Genomic DNA, 17385 nt, shown 5'->3' with positions numbered 1-17385 from the left:
GGCACGATCGCACGCCCTCACCTTGTCGCCCGCGCCTTCGTTGCCCCCGGGATCGCCGCCTCGACGATTTTCGCCATGACGGTCGGCAGGCCGGCTTCCTTCAGGTTTTCAAGGCCGTGCCACCAGAAGCCTTCGGGCGCCGGCGTGTCCGACGGCAAAGCGGCCTGCCAGATCGTCACCTTCAAATCGATATGGGTGAAGATATGGGAGACCTGCGGCGCGATCTTGCGCCAGGGTCCGGCAAGCGGCGGGGTCGGCATCCGCATGACGGGCGTTTCCTGCCACGGCCCCGTCGGCACTTCGCTCATCCCCCCGAGGAGCCCCTTCGGAGGGCGCCGCGACAACAGGATCTTGCCGTCATCGCGCAAAGCCACGAAGGCACCGGCGAACTTCTTTGCCTTCGCCCGCTTCGGCGCCTTGACGGGATAGGCCTCCTCGCGCTGCTCGCCATGCGCACGGCACATCATATTGAGCGGGCAGAGTGCGCAGGCGGGACGTTTCGGCGAGCAGATCGTGGCGCCGAGATCCATCATGGCTTCGGCGAACTCGCCCGGACGGTCCTGCGGCACGAGCGGGCGCAGCGTCTCTCGGATCTCCGACTTTGCCTGCGGCAGCGGCCGGTCGATGGCGAAAAGCCGGGACACGACACGCTCGACATTTCCGTCGACGACCGGCACCGGCTCGTCGAAGGCGATCGCGGCGATAGAGGCGGAGGTATAGGGGCCGATGCCCGGCAATTTGGCGAGTTCCTCCGCCTTGCGCGGCATCATGCCTCCGTAATCCTCGGCGACGCGGCGGGCGCAGGCGACGAGATTGCGAGCCCGCGAATAATAGCCGAGCCCCGCCCAGGCGGCCATCACCTCCTCTTCCGGGGCGGCGGCGAACGCCATCATGTCCGGCCAGCGGGCCGTGAAAGCGGCAAAGTACTCGCCGACGGCCTTCACGGTGGTTTGCTGCAGCATGACTTCGGAGAGCCAGACGCGATAAGGGTCGGGTCTGACGCCGGCGCGTCGCCATTTCGGCCCGATGCGCCAGGGCAAGGTGCGCGCATGGCGCTCGTACCAGGCCAGCAAAGGCTGGGCGAGCACGTCCTTCATGGACGCGTCTTCCCCATTTTCCAAGGAAAGCCCCTCTTCCGAGGGGAAGCCGACGGGTCTAGACTGAGTCATTCCGGCCATGGAGCTTGAGAAAATGGCTATTGCAAGTGGGCCGGTGAGATTTTCTGTCGCGACAGGTCGTAGTCGAGGAGGCAAAAGTTGGCGGGACCCGTTCCGACGAAAGCAAAACCGATCGCCGAACTCATTGGCGGCACGCTCGACCCGTTGATGCGCAAGCGCGGTCTCGCCAAGGCAGATATTCTGCGCTGGTGGCCCGAGATCGTCGGCAGCCGCTATGCGGGGCTGACGGCGCCTGAACGGATCCGCTGGCCGCGCAATGACGGCGAACGGGCCGCGACCTTGATCGTCCATGCCGATCCGAGCGTGGCGCTGCCGCTCTCTTATGACCTTGAAGGCGTGCGCGACCGGCTCAACACCTTTCTCGGCTTTCGCGCCGTCGGCCTCGTCAAACTGGTGCAACGCCCTTTTGCGAGCGAACCCAAGGCCGTACCGCGGCCCGTGAGGCCGCAGACCAACGAACGTCTTGAGACGAAGCTCGCGACCGTCGACGGACCACTTCGCGATTCTCTGCGGGCGCTCGGACGTGCCATCCTGGCACGCTCATGACCCTCATTCTCGCGGTCTCGTGACCCCGTGAGACAGACGCGGCTCTTTGCGGCCACATTCATCCGCCCTAAACACGCGCCTGAGCGCTGTTAAATTGTTCATGCCGCCTTCATGCCCTTCCGGGAGAATGGCGGCTCCCTCAGGAGGTTTCCCTTTGCCGTTGTTCACCCGCCGACAATTCGCCGCCACCGCCCTCATTGCCGGGCTTTTCGCCGCAGCCCCGGCCTTTGCGCAGGACGAAGGCCCGTCAGAAGTGCCGATGGACCAGTTGATGGCATCGGGACCGATCCCCGACCGCGCTCTCGGCTCAGAGGACGCACCCGTCACGATCGTCGAATACGCGTCCATGTCCTGTTCGCATTGCGCGGACTTCCACAACGAGACCTATCCGAAGCTGAAAGAGCAGTATATCGACACCGGAAAGGTTCGCTTCGTCTTCCGCGAATTCCCGATCGATGCCGCGGCCTTCGCCATCGCCATGACGGCGCGCTGCGCACCGGAAGATCGCTATTTCGATATCATCGACCTGTTCTTCGAGCATCAGCTCGACTGGATCCGCGCCGAGGATCATTACGGAGCCATTCTCGATCTCGCCAAGCAGGCCGGCTTTTCTGAGGAAAGCTTCGAGGCATGCTTGCAAAAACAGGAATTGTTCGATGGACTAAGCGCCAGACGAGACAAGGCTTCGAAGGAATTCGGCGTTCACGGTACCCCGACTTTCTTCATCAACGGCGAGAAGCTGGTCGGAGCGCGATCATTTGATGAGATCAAGGCCAAGATCGAGGCGGCGCTTTAAGCCCTCCTGCGAGAGGGCTGCGTCCGATTCCGGCCTCACCAGGTCTTGTGACATTAACGGCGGCCGCGGATGAAAATCACGCGGCTGCGGATCGCCGGCTTCAAATCATTCGTCGACACCACGGATGTGGCCATCGAGCCCGGGCTTTCCGGCGTCGTCGGCCCAAACGGTTGCGGCAAGTCGAACCTCGTGGAAGCCCTGCGCTTCGTCATGGGCGAGAGCTCGTTCAAGGCCATGCGCGGCTCGGGCATGGACGATGTGATCTTTGCCGGTTCAACCAACCGGCCGGCGCGCAACGCCGCCGAAGTAAGCCTGCAGGCGATCGTCGACGGTGCGGCGGCGGCTCACGTCATGAAGCCCGGCCAGACACCGGCGACCAGCGCCGAACTTGAGATCAGCCGCAGGATCGAGCGGGAGGCGGGCTCCACCTACCGCGTCAACGGTCGCGAGGTGCGCGCCCGCGACGTGAATATCCTGTTTGCCGATGCGGCGACCGGCGCGCGCTCTTCGGCTCTCGTGCGCCAGGGCCAGATCGGCGAGCTGATTGCCGCCAAACCCAAAGACCGGCGCTCGATCCTGGAAGATGCCGCCGGCATTTCGGGGCTGCATTCGCGCCGCCACGAGGCGGAGCTGAAGCTCAAGGGCGCGGAGCAAAACCTCGAGCGCCTGGAAGACGTCCTCGGCGAGATCACGGGCCAGCTCGAAACATTGAAGCGGCAGGCGCGGCAGGCCGCCCGCTACCGCAACCTCTCCTTCGACATCCGCAAGATGGAGGCGCAGCAGGCGCTGATCCGGCTGAGCGAAACCGATGAACGCCTCGCCAAGGCGGAAGCGGCCCTCAACCAGGCCGGACTTGCCCTCGCCAAAGCTGCGGAAGAGCAGTCGAAGGCCGCCAGAGAAGAAGCGGTATCAAGCTCATCCTTGCCGAAGCTGCGTGAGAAGGCTGCCGCAGCGGCGGCAGCCGTGCAGCATTTGCGGCTCAAATCCGAAGAGCTGAAACGCGAAGCGGCGCGACGGGAAACCCGGCAGCGCGAGCTTGAGAGCCGGCGCAAGGAAACGGCCGAGGACGTCGCCCGCGAGGAGGAGCACGGGCGCGAAGCGCGCTCCGCGCTCGCCACGTTCTCCGCCGAGGCGAAGACGCTCACCCGGGACAAGGAGGGCGCGGTCAAGCGGCTCGCCGAAGCGACGGCGACAGCGAAGGATCGGGCCGAGGCGCTTGCCAAGGCCGAGGCGGAACTATCAGAAGCCCGGGCCGAGCTTGCGGCGCAAGCCGCCGAACGCCGCCAGCAGGAGATGCGGGTGCGCGAAGCGGAGGCAGCGCGCGAACGCCTTCTCGGCGAGGCCCGGAAGTTGAAGGCGGAACAGGCCGAGCTTGCCCAGAAAGCCGGGTCCGAAGGCACCGTCGAGGCCGCCAGATCCGCGCTCGAAGCTGCGGAAAAGGCGCTGAAAACGGCCGAAGAGACCGCCCAGAAGAAAGAGCAGGAGATCCAGCGCGCCCGTGAGGGCGAGGCGAAAGCCCGCGAAAAGAGAGCGGAAGGATTGCGCGCCCTCACCGCTCTGCAGGCCGAAGAAAAGACGCTCGCCCAGCTCCTTCGGCCCGCAACCGACAGCCATTTCGTCCCGGTCGTCGAGGGGCTGAAGGTCGATCCCGGCTACGAAGCGGCACTTGCAGCAGCGCTCGGCGAAGATCTCGACGCATCGGCCGATCCGCAAGCGCCGTTCTCCTGGCAGGAGCGGGGGGAGATCGAGCGGGCACCAGAACTTCCTTCAAAGGTCCCTCCCCTGGCGCAATTCGTCTCCGGAGAGCCGCGTCTCGTGCCGCGGCTATCGCAGATCGGTGTCGTTGAGGAAGAGGATGGCCACGCACTCTTTCAAAAACTCGCCGTCGGACAGCGCCTCGTCAGCCGCAACGGCGCTCTCTGGCGATGGGACGGACTGACGATCAAGGGCGGCGCCAAGACGGCGGCGGCCGTTCGCCTGGAACAGAAGAACCGGCTGGAAGCCCTTTCGGGTGAGGTCGCGAAGGCGGAAAAAGACGCCGAGAAGGCGACGACGGCGCTCGAGAAGGCAACCGAAAAGCGTCGGCAAGGCGAAGATGCCGAACGGCAGGCGCGCCAGGCGCTCAAGGAGGCGCGCAGTCAGCGCGACCGTCAGGCGTCCGCTCTGTCCGAGGCAGAGCGGGTTCTTGCACGCCAGTCGGAGCGCCTCGCTTCGATCGCAACGAACCTCGCCCGCGTGGAAAGCGATGCCGAGGCGCAGGCGACACGGCTTGAAGAAGCACGCGCCGCGCTTGGCCAGACAAAGGCGAACGAAGAGGCCGAAGCGAAGGCACAACAACTTGCCAAGCACGTGGAGGCCGCTCGCCGCGAAGCCTCCGATGCGCGAGCGGCCGCGGATTCCTTGCGCCATGCAAGCGCGGCGCGCGACGAGCGTCTTTCGGCGCTTGGCCGGGAGATCACTGCCTGGCAGGGCCGGATCGAACGTGCGGCGCGGCGCATCGAAGAATTGCAGGCCCGACAGGCCGAGCTCGACGCAGAAATCGAAAAGCTTGCCGAAGAGCCGGAAACCTATGCCGTGCGCCAGCGCGAATTCGCCTTCGAGATCGACAAGGCGGACACCCATTCGAAGGCAGAAGCCGACCGCCTGGCCGAAGCGGAAACGGCGCATCGCAGCTTCGCCGATGCCGCGAGGCGCGCTCTCGATGGGCTATCCAAGGCCCGCGAGGCAAAAGCGCGAGAGGACGAGCGCGCCTCCGCCATCCGCCAGAAACGGGAAGATCTCGTTGCTGAAATCACCGCGCATTTCCGCACCCGTCCCGAGGGGCTGCGGGAAACCGCCGAACTGAAGCCGGGCGCCCCGCTGCCGGAGCTCGCCGCCGTCGACCAGAGGCTGGAGCGGCTGTTGCGCGAGCGCGAGCGCCTCGGTGGCGTCAATCTCCGGGCGGAGGAAGAAGCCAAGGAGGTCGAAGAGCGTCTTACCACGCTGACGGCTGAGCGCGACGATCTCACGGCCGCTATCAAGCGCCTGCGTCAGGCCGTGCATTCCCTCAACCGGGAAGGCCGCGAACGGCTGCTCGGCGCCTTCGACACCGTCAACCGGCATTTTCAGGAGCTTTTCCACACCCTTTTCGGCGGAGGATCGGCGGAGCTCATGCTGACCGAATCCGACGATCCCCTCGATGCCGGGCTAGAGATCATGGCACGGCCTCCCGGCAAGAAGCCGCAGATCATGACGCTCCTCTCGGGCGGCGAACAGGCACTCACGACGATGGCCCTGATCTTCGCCGTCTTTCTCACCAATCCCTCGCCGATTTGCGTTCTCGACGAGGTCGATGCGCCGCTCGACGACGCCAATACGGAGCGTTTCTGCGATCTTCTCGGCGATATGCGTCAAAAGACGGAAACCCGCTTTCTCGTCGTCACCCACAATCCGCTCACCATGGCCCGAATGGACCGGCTCTTCGGCATCACCATGGCCGAACGCGGCGTGTCACAACTCGTCTCTGTAGACCTCGAAACGGCTGAACGTTTTCGCGAAGCCGGTTAAAGGGCGAGCAAGGACGGGCCAAGAAAACCTGCCGCGATCTATTTCTCTTTTCTTTTCAACGGCATATCCCTAATTTTGATGTTCTTGACTTGGCCTGACGGCAAAATTATGGTGCGCCCGGTTTCGCAGGGGCCCGGACCCGCCCCGTCTTCACGATGGCGCCGCATCAAGGCTTCCAGGAAGGAGCCGGTGAATGGCTGACAAACGCTCCGGCGAGGAGCGCCGGGAGAAGGCGGACGGCGGACAGGGTCCTATGGCCGATACCGACCTGGAACGTCGCTTTGCCGACCTTTCGCGCACCCTGGACAAGGGGAGACGGGTCAGGCAGGCCGCAGAAGCGCCCGAGCGCACCGATTCGTCGGGATATGCGCTTGCGTTACGCATCGCCAGCGAGTTTATCGCAGGTGTTCTGGTCGGAGCGGCCCTGGGATGGGGATTGGACGAGGTCGCAGGGACCTCCCCATGGGGGCTTATCGGCTTTCTGATGCTGGGATTTGCCGCCGGCGTGCTCAATGTGATGCGCGCCGCGGGTAAAATAGCCGGGCCTTACGACAGGCTCGACAAGGACAAGGACGGCGGGCCTGCCCGTCACGATTGAGGCGAGGCCGATTAAGGCCCGGGGAAGCAAGGGGTAGGCTGTGGCGAGCGAAGCGGCGACGCATTCCGACACCGTGGATCCGATCCACCAGTTTCACATCAACAATCTGGTCGATTTCGGCCAGATCGGCCACAGCACGTTCGCTTTCACCAATTCGGCGCTGTTCATGGCCATTACGGTGATCCTGATCGTCGGCTTTATGATGCTGTCGACGCGCGGCCGTGGCCTCGTGCCGGGCCGCATGCAGAACGTCACTGAGATGTTCTACGAGTTCACGGCCAACATGCTGCGCGAAGCCGCCGGATCGGAAGGCATGCGCTTCTTCCCGTTCGTCTTCACGCTGTTCTCGTTCATCCTGGTGGCGAACCTGATCGGCATGGTGCCGTATTTCTTCACCGTGACGGCGCATATCGTGATCACGGGGGCGCTTGCCCTTCTCGTCATGGCGATCGTGATCGGCTACGGCTTTTCCAAGCACGGCTTCGGCTTTCTGAAGCTCTTTGTGCCCGACGAGGTGCCTGGCGTCATCCTGCCGATGATCGTGGCGATCGAGATCCTCTCGTTCATCTCGCGCCCCGTCAGCCTCTCCATTCGTCTTTTCGCCAACATGCTGGCCGGTCACATCACCCTCAAGGTGTTTGCCGGCTTCATCATCTCGCTGTCGACGTTCGGCGTGATCGGCTGGGCCGGTGCGGTCCTGCCTTTCCTGATGGTGGTGGCGCTCACGGCCCTTGAAATTCTTGTGGCTGTCCTGCAGGCCTATGTCTTCGCAATTCTGACCTGCATGTACCTCAACGACGCGCTGCATCCTTCGCACTGACGGCGCGGTTTTTTCTCCATCCTCTTCCAACACGCAAGGAGCATGAACATGGAAGCAGATGCTGCAAAGCTGATTGGCGCGGGCATCGCCTGCATCGGCATGGGCGGGGCCGGCGTTGGCCTGGGTTCGCTCTTCGGCCACTTCCTCGAAGGCGCATTGCGCAATCCCGCGGCTGCGGACGGCCAGTTCGGCCGCCTCATCTTCGGCTTCGCGGTCACGGAAGCGCTGGGCATCTTTTCGCTCCTGATCGCCCTTCTCCTCATCTTCGCCGTCTAAGCCAGACAGCGAAGACGGCGCGCCGGAGGCACACGCCACCGGCGGCCGAACGGCTTGAGGAGAAGAGCACGTGGTAACAACGGCACTCGCTCAGACGGCCGCGGAAACGGCGGCGGAACATACCGAAATCGCGGATTCGGCCCATGGCGCGTTTCCGCCTTTCGATCCGTCGACGTATCTCTCGCAGCTCATCTGGCTCGCGGTCTTCTTTGGCCTGCTCTATTACCTGCTCAGCAAGATGGTGCTGCCACGCATTGCCACCATCCTTGAGGAGCGGCACGACCGCATCGCCGACGATCTCGCAGAGGCCGAAAAGCTGAAGCGGGAGAGCGACGAGGCGATCGCGGCCTACGAGCAGGCGCTCGCCGAAGCCCGGCAGCGCGCTCACGGCATTGCCCAGGACGCCCGAGACAAGGCGAAAGCCGAGGTCGAGGACGAACGGGCCAAGGCCGAGGCGGAGCTCGAAGAGAAGCTGCAGGCCGCCGAAGCACGTATCGGCGAGGTGCGCGACAAGGCTCTCGCCGAAGTCGACGCGATCGCCAAGGAGACGACCGAGGCGCTCGTTGAGACCCTGTCCGGTGAAGCTCCGGCAGATGCGGATGTCGGGTCAGCCGTCTCCGCAGCCATGAACGAGCGGAGATAACGATGGACGCAACCAGCCTAGCTTCGCTGTGGGTCTTCATCGGCCTTCTCACCTTCCTCGGCATCATGATCTATCTCGGCGTGCCGAAGATGATGACGGCCGCGCTCGACAAGCGCTCGGAGAAGATCCAGCACGAGCTCGACGAGGCTCGGCGCCTGCGGGAAGAGGCGCAGGCGCTTCTGGCCGAATATCAGCGCCGCCGCCAGGAGGCCGAGGAAGAGGCGGCCGGGATCGTGGCGCTCGCCGAAAACGAAGCGGCAGCCCACGCCGCCGAAGCCAAACAGCGGCTCGAGGAATATATCGAGCGGCGCACGCGCGGTGTGGAACAGCGCATCGCTCAGGCCGAGGCCCAGGCAGTCAGCGACGTGAAGGCACGGGCGGTCGATGTGGCCGTCGCAGCCTCCGCAAAGATCCTCGCTGAACAGAACGAGGGCGCGGTCGGTCAGCGGTTGATCAACAGCTCCATCGAGGGCTTGAAGCGGCACTGAGCAGCTTCGACAAAGAGACGACAAAAGGCGGGCCTCGGCCCGCCTTTTTCTTTTTCGGCCGACAGTTTATCCGACAGACAGGCGGGACCTCGCCGGGCAGCGCGTGGTTGAGCGCGGTGGCCCGCCCTCTTCGCGGCTCTGCTCTCTACAATATTGCCGGGCCTATTTGCCGGCGAGGAGCGCCGCGATGGGCGCAAAGCTCGCCCGGTGGAGTCGGCACGGCCCGAGCCGCGTCAGGGCGGCTCTGTGGGCCGGCGTCGCGTACCCCTTATGGGAGCCGAGCTCGTAGCCTGCAAACACCCCGTCGCAATGCGCCATCATCCGATCGCGTGACACCTTGGCCACGATCGAGGCTGCAGCAATCGACAGCGAGGAGGCGTCTCCACCGATCAGCGCCTCGCACGGCAGATCGATGTTCGGCACCTTGTCGCGGCCGTCGACGAGAACCGCGTCGGCGGGTTGCGGCAGACTTCTGAGGGCACGCGCCATCGCAAGAAGCGCCGCATTGCGGATGTTGATGCGGTCGACGGTGGCCGTCGAGCAATAGGCGACGGCGACATCGGCACAGCCGAGGATCTCTTCGTAGAGTTCCTGGCGGCGCAATGCGGTGAGCGCTTTGGAATCGTCGATGCCGACCGGGATGTTTTCCTGATCGAGAATCACGGCGGCAGCCACGACCGGGCCGGCGAGCGGGCCCCGGCCGACCTCATCGACGCCCGCGATGCGACGGTAGCCAGCAAGCAGCAGCCGCGTCTCGGCCTGGAGATGCGGGCCGGCAGCCCCGGAGGCCTTGGCTGATTTTGCAGCGCCCTGCTTCGGAGCTTTCGGTTTACGAATCGTCTTTGTCGCCGACATGGACCGCCGATAGGCCGCGGCTACTCCCGATGCAAGCCGGGCGCTTGCCCACGACGCCGCGCTTTCCACCTTCGGACACAGGCTTCTTTGAGCCCTCGGCAGCGGTGACGCCTAGAAGAGCTTCAACTGACCGCCGACCGGCACCGGCGGAGAGAACAGATCCGTGCGCATATCGTAGCGCCGCTCGTTCAACCGCAGGCGCTTCGCCGCCAGTTCGAAGCGGCGACCGATCTGCCAGGCGTAAGGCCCCCTACCCCGCTGGCGCTCATGCCAGGCCGAATCATAATCCTTGCCGCCCCGCATGGAGCGCATCAGCGACAGAACATGTTCGGCTCGGTCCGGGAAATTCTCTTTGAGCCATTCCTTGAAGATCGGCGCCACTTCGAGCGGCAGCCGCAACAACACATATCCGGCTGAGGTGGCGCCTGCCGCCGCGCCCGCTTCGAGAAGGCGCTCGATCTCATTGTCGTTGATGGCAGGCACGATCGGCGCCGTCATGATCGAGACAGGAATGCCGGCTTCGCTCAGGCCTGAAATCGCTTCAAGCCGTTTCGCCGGCGTCGAAGCCCGGGGCTCCATCAGGCGCGACAGCTTATGGTCAAGGCTCGTCACGGAGAGGCCCACTTTGACGAGCCCCTTCTCCGCCATCGGCGCGAGGATATCGAGATCGCGCAGGACGAGCGCCGATTTGGTGACGATGCCGACCGGATGATTGGCGGCAGAAAGGACCTCCAGCACATCGCGCATGATCCGATACTGGCGCTCGACCGGCTGGTAAGGGTCGGTGTTGGTGCCGATCGCGATCGGACGCACCTCGTAGCCCGGCGCGGCGAGCTCTTTCTCCAGAAGCTTCGCCGCATCCGGTTTGGCGAAGAGCCGCGTCTCGAAGTCGAGCCCCGGCGACAGGCCCATATACGCGTGCGTTGGCCGGGCGAAACAATAGGCGCAGCCGTGCTCGCAGCCGCGATAGGGATTGATGGACCGGTCGAAGGAAATGTCGGGCGAGGCATTGCGCGTGATGATCTTGCGCGGCCGCTCGATCGTCACCTCTGTGCGCAGACGGGGCAGCTCGTCGAGGCTGTCCCAGCCATCGTCGACGATCTGCCGCGTCTGTTTCTCGTAACGGCCCGTCTCGTTGGAGACGGCCCCGCGGCCGCGCCGCACAAGCGGCCGCAGCGCGGTGGAGATCTGTTCGGTCCCCCCGACTTCCCACCCATCTTCGGAGGCCGAGTTTGCCTGGCCGAGCGCCACCCAGGCCGCATCGCGTTCTGCGCGAAACCGTGACGACGCAGAGGACGCGGCGTTCCGCTTTGCGGCTGCTGCGGAACCGCCCCTTGGGGTGTGGGGTGTGGGCGGGGTGAAGGTGGGGCTCGGCTCAGGCATGGTGAGAATATAGCGCGAACATAGGAACATTACAAGAACAAAGGTGACTTTATTCCTAGGCGAAACGAGGAAGCCGGGGATTGGACGATCCGCCTTAACGAAACAGTTACCTTTCTGTTGGGTTAAGAGCCGGATTTCGCTAGCAAACCAGCATGATCACCGTGCTTCTTTCCGCGCCCAACGATGCGCAGCATCTGGCGCGCAGCCTCACCGCCCTCGTCCCGGCGGCGGTCGAGGGTCTGGTGCGCGACGCCTACGTCGTCGGCGCGCCCAACGATGAAGAGATCGAAGCGGTGGCGGATGCTGCCGGCGCGGAACTCATAGGTCGCGAAGCTCTCACAGAGGCGATCACCGCGTCGCGCGGCGAGTGGCTTCTCCTGATGGAAGGGGGCGCCCGCCCGCTCGACGGCTGGATGACGGCGGTTCGCGAGTGGATGGAAGAGCCAGGCCGCGGGGCCGCAAGCTTCACCCTCGCCGGTAAGCGCAAGACGCTCTTCGGTTTTCTGGAGCGGGAGGAACCGCTTCGCCGCGGCGTGCTCATGCGCAAGGCCGATATGGCGGCGGCCGGCGCGGACGACCTCAAAGCTCTTGCCCGCGGCCAGTCCACCAAACGCCTTTCCGCGCGGATGGCGCCGCCGGCCTGAGAGGCCTCAGCCGCGTTTCAGATGCTCGTCGAGCCGCGGCATGATCTCGACGAAATTGCACGGCCTGTGACGGTAATCGAACTGGCTCTTCAAGATGCCATCCCAGGCATCGCGGCACGCCCCGGGCGAGCCCGGAAGAACGAAGATGTAGGTCGCATTCGCCACGCCTGCGGTGGCGCGAGATTGAATCGTTGAGACGCCGATCTTGTCATAGGAAATGCGGTGGAAGACCGCTGAAAAGCCGTCCATGCGCTTTTCAAACAGGGGCTCGAGCGCCTCCGGCGTGACGTCGCGGCCCGTAAAGCCGGTGCCGCCCGTGGTGATGATCACATCGATCGCATCATCGGCGATCCAGCCCTGAACACGCTTGCGGATGTCCTCAATATCGTCGCGAACGATGTCGCGCCCGGCGAGAACGTGGCCGGCGTCGCAAATACGCTCTTCGAGCGTGTCACCGGAACGATCATCGGCAAGCGCGCGGGTATCCGACACCGTCAGCACCGCGATCTTGACGGGAATGAAGGCCCGCTCGTCACCGCTTTGCGTCATTCCATCTCCCGCGCTCGAAACACAGAGTGAGTCCAGAGAAGGCGCAACGCCTCCCCGTCAAGAGGGGGCGGCGCTTTGAGATCCTGCGGGCACGCCTCACGCCCCGAGCGCGAGGCGCGGCCTCGTCAGGAGGTCGCGTCCGTCTCTTTCGTCTTTTCCCCGCTCGCCTCGCTCGTCGTCTCCCCGGGCGCGTCGTCGGAGCCACCTTCCTGTGCCACGTCCGCTTCAGACGCCTCCTCGGGTTCGGGCGCCGGCGGCAGCTCTTCTGGATCGGGCTGCAGGACGGCCGTCTGCGGCGTCAGCATGCGCGGGCTCGGCACGGCGGAGAAGGTCTCGCGCTCATGTTGCGGCGGCGGGGCGCGGCGGGTCGTGCGGTAGACCGAGAAGACCGCCATGGCGAAATGAGCGACGGCCGTGGTGACGAAGAGCCCTTCCGGCCCGAAGGTTTCCATCGTGCCGGAGGCGACGAGCGGGCCGGCCATCGTGCCGATGCCGTAAAGAAGCAGGAGGCCCGAGGACACCTGCACGAAGGACAGGTCGCTTGCAAAATCGTTCGCGTGGGCGACGGCGAGAGAATAGAGCGCATAGGAGGTGCCGCCATAAAGCGCGAAAGCGAGGCTGAGCACGATCGGATTGTGTGGCGCGAAGACGGCTATCCCCATGCCGATGATCGAGGCAAGAAGTGCGGCCCCGCCGATCATGAAACGTCTGTCGATGCGGTCGGAGAGCCTGCCTGCCGGCATCTGGATGAGCGCGCCGGCAATGATGGCGATGCTCATCAAGGTGGCGATGTGCGCCGTACCAAGGCCGATCTGAAAACCGAACAAAGGCCCAAGCGTGCCGAAAGCACCGTTCGCCACGCCGACGAGAAGCGTCGCCACGAAGCCGACCGGCGAATTCTGGAAAAGCCGCTTCAAATCGAGCGTGACGCCGGCCAGCGGTTGGGGAACGGCCGCGCGCGACAGCGACAAAGGCAAAAGCGCCAGGCAGAAGAAAATCGCCCCGACCATGAAGGACGTGTCGCGGGCGGGATCACCGATCGCCACCAGCATCTGCCCGACGACGATCGCCACATAGGTGATCGTCATGTAGATGCCGAAAATCATACCGCGATTTTCGTTGGTCGCCCGTTCGTTCAGCCAGCTTTCGATGATCATGAAGCAGGCCGCGAGCACGAAGCCGGAGAAGATGCGCAGAAGGATCCACGACAGCGGCGTCACGATCATCGCATTCAAGAGAACGATGACCGCCGCGGCCGCTGCGGAGGCGGCAAATGCGCGGATATGGCCAACCTGGTGGACGATGCGCGGCGCCATGAAACAGCTGGCGACGAAGCCGACTGCCCAGCCCGTCCCGACGAGGCCCAGCGAGAATGTCGAAAAATGCTCCAAGCCGCCGCGGATCGGCAGCAGGATGGAGTGCAAACCGTTCGCAGTGAGCAAGAAGGCCACGCTCAATAAGAGCGCAGCGATAGGAAGAAGTTGCCTGGCCATGATGGACGCCGAATTGCCGCGAGCCGCCGGTAACCCTGTGCGTCGCCAACGGTCAAGCCCTCCCGTGTTCACGCTTTGCGACAGCTTGTCAGCTGATCAGTTTTGAGACTCTTCGAGGGCGGCTTTCAAAGTCAACAAATCGCGCCAGACGAGCTTTTTCTGCAGCGGATTGCGCAAGAGATAGGCCGGGTGAAACGTCGCCATGGCACGGACTTGGCGGGCCCCTGTGTCGAAATCGATCCAACGACCGCGCAGCCGCGTGATGCCCATCGTGGTGTCGAGCATTTCCTTGGCGGCGGCATTGCCGAGAAGGATCAAGAAATCGGGATCGGCGAGACGGATCTGCTGCTGAATGAAGGGCCGGCAGATCGCCCTCTCCATCGGCGAGGGATCGCGGTTGCCGGGCGGCCGCCACGGAATTGTGTTGGCGATATAGACGCCGCTGCGATCGAGCCCGATTGCCGCCAGCATTCGGTCGAGGAGGCGTCCTGAACGCCCGACGAAGGGCAGGCCCTGCAGATCCTCGTCGCGGCCAGGCGCTTCGCCGACCAGCATCACCCGACCTTCGGGGTTGCCATCGGCGAATACGAGCTGCGTTGCCGTCCGCTTCAGATTGCACCCATCGAAGCCCGCCAGAATTTCGCGCAGTTCCTCGAGTGATGCCGCACTGCGGGCGGCTTCACGGGCGGCCATCACCGCCTCTTCCGAAGGAAGGGCCGCTGGGGCGACGGGCGGCGGCGCTGCCGGCGGCTGCGAGCGCGCTTCGCTCCGGCGCGGCCTCTCGGCAGGGGCCCGCGCCCCGTCATCACGGTGTTGCGCCCCGGCGGGTCTGCCCTGTTGCTGCGCGGGCGCCTGGCGGGCCGCCATCTCGCGGGCAGCCATCCTCTCGCGGGTTTCTTCGAAACGGTCGACGCCCGCCTCTTCCACGGCACAATCGACGCCGTTCTCAAGATAGAAGCGCAAAAGCTCCTTGAGGGGGGCGAGAGGGATATCTGGCGAAAGCGGGCTCACCAGACCTTTCTGCCATCATGCGCGCCGGGGCGGAAGAGGAGGCTTGCCCGCAACGCGTCAACCCGCCACGCTCAAAGCTCGCAGAAGTGCCGCTTGCGCCATGGACAGACGAGACGAAGCGGGTTTGCATTGAATTTGAGCGGGACGACGTTTTATCCCTTGGGCCCCCACTCTCATCTGGAGAAAAGAATGGAAGCCGCCGAGACGCCCGAACGTGAGAGCATGAAATACGACGTTGTCATCGTCGGAGCTGGACCGGCAGGACTTGCAGCGGCCATCCGCCTGAAGGAACTCGACGAGAAAATCTCCGTCGTGGTCTTGGAAAAGGGCTCCGAGGTGGGCGCCCATATTCTTTCCGGCGCGGTCATCGACCCGATCGGCCTCGACAAACTCATCCCCGACTGGCGCGACGATCCGGACCGCCCGCTGACGACGCATGTCACCGAGGACCGCTTTCTCTATCTGACTGAGAAAGGCGCCACGAAGCTGCCGAACATTTTGATGCCGAAGCTCATGAACAACCATGGCAGCTACATCGGCTCACTCGGACGGCTGACCCAATGGCTCGCGGCGCGCGCCGAAGGGCTCGGTGTGGAGATTTATCCTGGATTTGCCGCCGCCGAAATTCTGACCGACGACAAGGGCGCCGTCATTGGCGTCGCGACCGGCGACATGGGCATCGGGCGCGACGGTAAGCCGGGCCCCGCCTATCAGCCTGGCATGGCGCTTCTCGGCCGCTACACGCTGATCGGCGAAGGCGCCCGCGGCTCCCTTGCCAAGGAGCTCATTGCCCGCTTCGCGCTCGACGAGGGTCGCCAGCCGGCGAAATTCGGCATCGGACTCAAGGAGCTCTGGGAAGTCGAACCGGACAAGCACAAGCCGGGCCTCATCCAGCATTCCTTCGGCTGGCCGCTCGACAACAAAACGGGCGGCGGCTCTTTCCTGTACCATTTCGGGGAAAACCAGGTGGCGATCGGCTTCGTCGTGCATCTGAACTACGAGAACCCGCATCTGGAGCCGTTTCAGGAGTTCCAGCGCTTCAAGACGCATCCGGCGATCAAGAGCCTCCTGGAGGGCGGTCAGCGTATCAGCTACGGCGCACGCGCGATCACCGAGGGCGGCATCCAATCCGTGCCGAAGCTCGTCTTCCCCGGCGGCGCACTGATCGGATGCTCGGCGGGCTTCGTCAACGTTCCGCGCATCAAGGGCACGCACAACGCCATGCTGTCGGGCATGCTGGCGGCGGAACATGTGGCCGGCGCTCTGGGTGAAGGGCGCAGTCACGACACGGTGGAGAGCTTCGAGGCGAGCTGGCGCGAATCTGAAATCGGTCACGACCTCAAAAAGGTGCGCAATGTGAAGCCGCTCTGGTCACGGTTCGGCACGCGCCTTGGCGTGATGCTCGGCGGCCTCGATATGTGGACCAACTCGCTCTTCGGCTTCTCTTTCTTCGGCACGATGGGCCACGAGAAGCCCGATTATGCCTGCCTGAAGCCTGCCTCCGAATGCCCAAAGATCGACTATCCGAAACCCGACGGCGTCATCACCTTCGACAAGCCCTCGTCGGTGTTTTTGTCGAACACCAACCATGAAGAGGACCAGCCGGTGCACCTGCGGCTCACCGATCCGATGATGCAGAAGGAGAGCGAATGGGCAGTCTTCGCCGGCCCTTCGGCCCGCTACTGCCCGGCCGGGGTCTACGAATGGGTGCAGGAAGACGGGGCTGAACCGCGCTTCGTCATCAACGCGCAGAACTGCGTCCACTGCAAAACCTGCGACATCAAAGATCCGAACCGCAACATCACCTGGGTTCCGCCGCAGGGGGGCGAGGGTCCGATCTATGTCGGAATGTAAGCGCGCCTTTTGAGCCGAAGCCTAAGCATGGCCTGGCGCATGGAATAATCACGGATGCGCCGGTCGGCGGGGCGTCACGCTTTGGCAGCAAAGGGTGCAATGCGAATGAAGCCAGCTCAAAAAACATCTCCGATCAGAGCGGCGACCAAGGACGATGCCACGGCAATGGCCGAACTCGTCAACATGGCCGGAGAGGGACTGCCCGTCTATCTCTGGCGCCGCATGGCAAAGGCGGGCGAGGATGTCTGGGAGATCGGGCGCCAGCGCGCGCAGCGTGAGGAAGGCAGCTTTTCCTATCGCAATACGATCGTGCGCGAGACCGACGAGAAAGTGGCGGCTGCGCTCATCGGCTATCCTCTCCCCGAGACACCGGAAGCATTCGATCCCGCCGATATGCCAGCGATGTTCGTGCCTCTGCAAGAACTCGAAAACCTCGCTCCGGGAACCTGGTACGTGAACGTGCTTGCGACCTATCCAGAGCATCGCGGCAAAGGTTTCGCCCGCGAACTTCTCCAGGTCGCAGATCGTCTTGCCGCCGAAGCCAGGACAAGTGGCCTCTCCATTATCGTCTCAGATGCCAACGTCCGCGCACGCAAACTCTATGAAAGCTGCCGCTATCTCGAAACGGCATCCCGGCAGATGGTGAAGGAGGACTGGGAGAACGCAGGTACGAATTGGGTCCTCCTCGTGAAACGCCTTTGAGCC

Annotated in this window: 17 protein-coding genes; 11 read left to right on the top strand and 6 right to left on the bottom strand. The window is 64.1% G+C overall.

From position 1 onward, the window contains the following. Positions 1-17: 17 nt before the first annotated feature. Positions 18-1097: an A/G-specific adenine glycosylase gene (gene mutY, locus EO094_RS11495; RefSeq protein WP_128292433.1), complete on the bottom strand. Its 1080-nt coding sequence runs from the start codon at positions 1095-1097 to the stop codon at positions 18-20. Positions 1098-1256: 159 nt separating this feature from the next. On the opposite strand from mutY, the gene EO094_RS11490 reads away from it, so the two are divergent. From EO094_RS11490 to EO094_RS11455, 8 genes are all read left to right on the top strand, one after another. After that, positions 1257-1724 carry a DUF721 domain-containing protein gene (locus EO094_RS11490; protein ID WP_128292432.1) on the top strand — a complete coding sequence of 156 codons (468 nt, stop codon included), beginning with the start codon at positions 1257-1259 and terminating at the stop codon, positions 1722-1724. A gap of 127 nt (positions 1725-1851) precedes the next feature. Continuing rightward, on the top strand, positions 1852-2520 hold the full coding sequence (locus EO094_RS11485) for a DsbA family protein (RefSeq protein ID WP_164879639.1): 669 nt from the start codon (positions 1852-1854) through the stop codon (positions 2518-2520). 69 nt (positions 2521-2589) lie between these two features. Next, positions 2590-6066 carry a chromosome segregation protein SMC gene (gene smc, locus EO094_RS11480; RefSeq protein WP_128292431.1) on the top strand — a complete coding sequence of 1159 codons (3477 nt, stop codon included), beginning with the start codon at positions 2590-2592 and terminating at the stop codon, positions 6064-6066. 193 nt (positions 6067-6259) lie between these two features. Further along, positions 6260-6664, top strand: coding sequence for an AtpZ/AtpI family protein (locus EO094_RS11475; protein WP_314733290.1), 405 nt, complete (start codon positions 6260-6262; stop codon positions 6662-6664). Positions 6665-6704: 40 nt separating this feature from the next. After that, complete coding sequence (locus EO094_RS11470) at positions 6705-7484, top strand: F0F1 ATP synthase subunit A (RefSeq protein ID WP_128292430.1); 780 nt, start codon at positions 6705-6707, stop codon at positions 7482-7484. A 48-nt stretch (positions 7485-7532) separates the two neighbouring features. Then, the gene (locus EO094_RS11465) at positions 7533-7760 is read left to right on the top strand and encodes a F0F1 ATP synthase subunit C (protein ID WP_092810041.1); all 228 of its coding nucleotides are present in this window, start codon (positions 7533-7535) and stop codon (positions 7758-7760) included. 70 nt (positions 7761-7830) lie between these two features. Continuing rightward, a complete protein-coding gene (locus EO094_RS11460; RefSeq protein WP_128292429.1) occupies positions 7831-8403 on the top strand; it encodes a F0F1 ATP synthase subunit B in 573 nt (190 codons plus the stop codon). Between the two features lie 2 nt (positions 8404-8405). Continuing rightward, positions 8406-8891 (top strand): F0F1 ATP synthase subunit B family protein, encoded by a 486-nt coding sequence (locus EO094_RS11455; RefSeq protein ID WP_128292428.1) that lies wholly within the window; start codon positions 8406-8408, stop codon positions 8889-8891. A 162-nt stretch (positions 8892-9053) separates the two neighbouring features. Here EO094_RS11455 and EO094_RS11450 read toward each other — a convergent pair whose 3' ends face one another. Together EO094_RS11450 and EO094_RS11445 are read right to left on the bottom strand one after the other, a co-directional pair. Beyond that, complete coding sequence (locus EO094_RS11450) at positions 9054-9746, bottom strand: ribonuclease HII (RefSeq protein ID WP_128292427.1); 693 nt, start codon at positions 9744-9746, stop codon at positions 9054-9056. A gap of 111 nt (positions 9747-9857) precedes the next feature. Further along, a complete protein-coding gene (locus EO094_RS11445) occupies positions 9858-10934 on the bottom strand; it encodes a PA0069 family radical SAM protein (RefSeq protein WP_246008524.1) in 1077 nt (358 codons plus the stop codon). Between the two features lie 347 nt (positions 10935-11281). On the opposite strand from EO094_RS11445, the gene EO094_RS11440 reads away from it, so the two are divergent. Next, complete coding sequence (locus tag EO094_RS11440; protein WP_128292425.1) at positions 11282-11773, top strand: glycosyl transferase family 2; 492 nt, start codon at positions 11282-11284, stop codon at positions 11771-11773. Between the two features lie 6 nt (positions 11774-11779). Here EO094_RS11440 and moaB read toward each other — a convergent pair whose 3' ends face one another. From moaB to EO094_RS11425, 3 genes are all read right to left on the bottom strand, one after another. Next, on the bottom strand, positions 11780-12322 hold the full coding sequence (gene moaB / locus EO094_RS11435) for a molybdenum cofactor biosynthesis protein B (RefSeq protein WP_128292424.1): 543 nt from the start codon (positions 12320-12322) through the stop codon (positions 11780-11782). 125 nt (positions 12323-12447) lie between these two features. Further along, complete coding sequence (locus tag EO094_RS11430) at positions 12448-13815, bottom strand: MFS transporter (protein ID WP_128292423.1); 1368 nt, start codon at positions 13813-13815, stop codon at positions 12448-12450. Positions 13816-13911: 96 nt separating this feature from the next. Beyond that, positions 13912-14826, bottom strand: a complete 915-nt coding sequence (locus EO094_RS11425; protein WP_128292422.1) for a uracil-DNA glycosylase — start codon at positions 14824-14826, stop codon at positions 13912-13914. 189 nt (positions 14827-15015) lie between these two features. Between EO094_RS11425 and EO094_RS11420 the strand changes: the two genes are divergently transcribed. Both EO094_RS11420 and EO094_RS11415 read left to right on the top strand, forming a co-directional pair. Continuing rightward, entirely contained in the window at positions 15016-16680 is a 1665-nt protein-coding gene (locus EO094_RS11420; protein ID WP_128292421.1) for an electron transfer flavoprotein-ubiquinone oxidoreductase, read from the top strand. A gap of 105 nt (positions 16681-16785) precedes the next feature. Next, on the top strand, positions 16786-17382 hold the full coding sequence (locus EO094_RS11415; RefSeq protein WP_246008476.1) for a GNAT family N-acetyltransferase: 597 nt from the start codon (positions 16786-16788) through the stop codon (positions 17380-17382). Positions 17383-17385 lie beyond the last annotated feature (3 nt).

The sequence above is a fragment of the Afifella aestuarii genome, from assembly GCF_004023665.1.
Classification (GTDB): Bacteria; Pseudomonadota; Alphaproteobacteria; order Rhizobiales; family Afifellaceae; genus Afifella; species Afifella aestuarii.
Note: the sequence above shows the minus strand (reverse complement) of the source record. Positions and strands in the feature narration are given on the sequence as shown.

Coding starts and splice junctions, on each gene's coding strand:
- mutY (WP_128292433.1), bottom strand. CDS start 1,097: ATGAAGGACGTGCTCGCCCAGCCTTTGCTGGCCTGGTACGAGCGCCAT.
- EO094_RS11485 (WP_164879639.1), top strand. CDS start 1,852: ATGGCGGCTCCCTCAGGAGGTTTCCCTTTGCCGTTGTTCACCCGCCGA.
- smc (WP_128292431.1), top strand. CDS start 2,590: ATGAAAATCACGCGGCTGCGGATCGCCGGCTTCAAATCATTCGTCGAC.
- EO094_RS11475 (WP_314733290.1), top strand. CDS start 6,260: ATGGCTGACAAACGCTCCGGCGAGGAGCGCCGGGAGAAGGCGGACGGC.
- EO094_RS11465 (WP_092810041.1), top strand. CDS start 7,533: ATGGAAGCAGATGCTGCAAAGCTGATTGGCGCGGGCATCGCCTGCATC.
- EO094_RS11455 (WP_128292428.1), top strand. CDS start 8,406: ATGGACGCAACCAGCCTAGCTTCGCTGTGGGTCTTCATCGGCCTTCTC.
- EO094_RS11450 (WP_128292427.1), bottom strand. CDS start 9,746: ATGTCGGCGACAAAGACGATTCGTAAACCGAAAGCTCCGAAGCAGGGC.
- EO094_RS11440 (WP_128292425.1), top strand. CDS start 11,282: ATGATCACCGTGCTTCTTTCCGCGCCCAACGATGCGCAGCATCTGGCG.
- moaB (WP_128292424.1), bottom strand. CDS start 12,322: ATGACGCAAAGCGGTGACGAGCGGGCCTTCATTCCCGTCAAGATCGCG.
- EO094_RS11430 (WP_128292423.1), bottom strand. CDS start 13,815: ATGGCCAGGCAACTTCTTCCTATCGCTGCGCTCTTATTGAGCGTGGCC.
- EO094_RS11420 (WP_128292421.1), top strand. CDS start 15,016: ATGGAAGCCGCCGAGACGCCCGAACGTGAGAGCATGAAATACGACGTT.
- EO094_RS11415 (WP_246008476.1), top strand. CDS start 16,786: ATGAAGCCAGCTCAAAAAACATCTCCGATCAGAGCGGCGACCAAGGAC.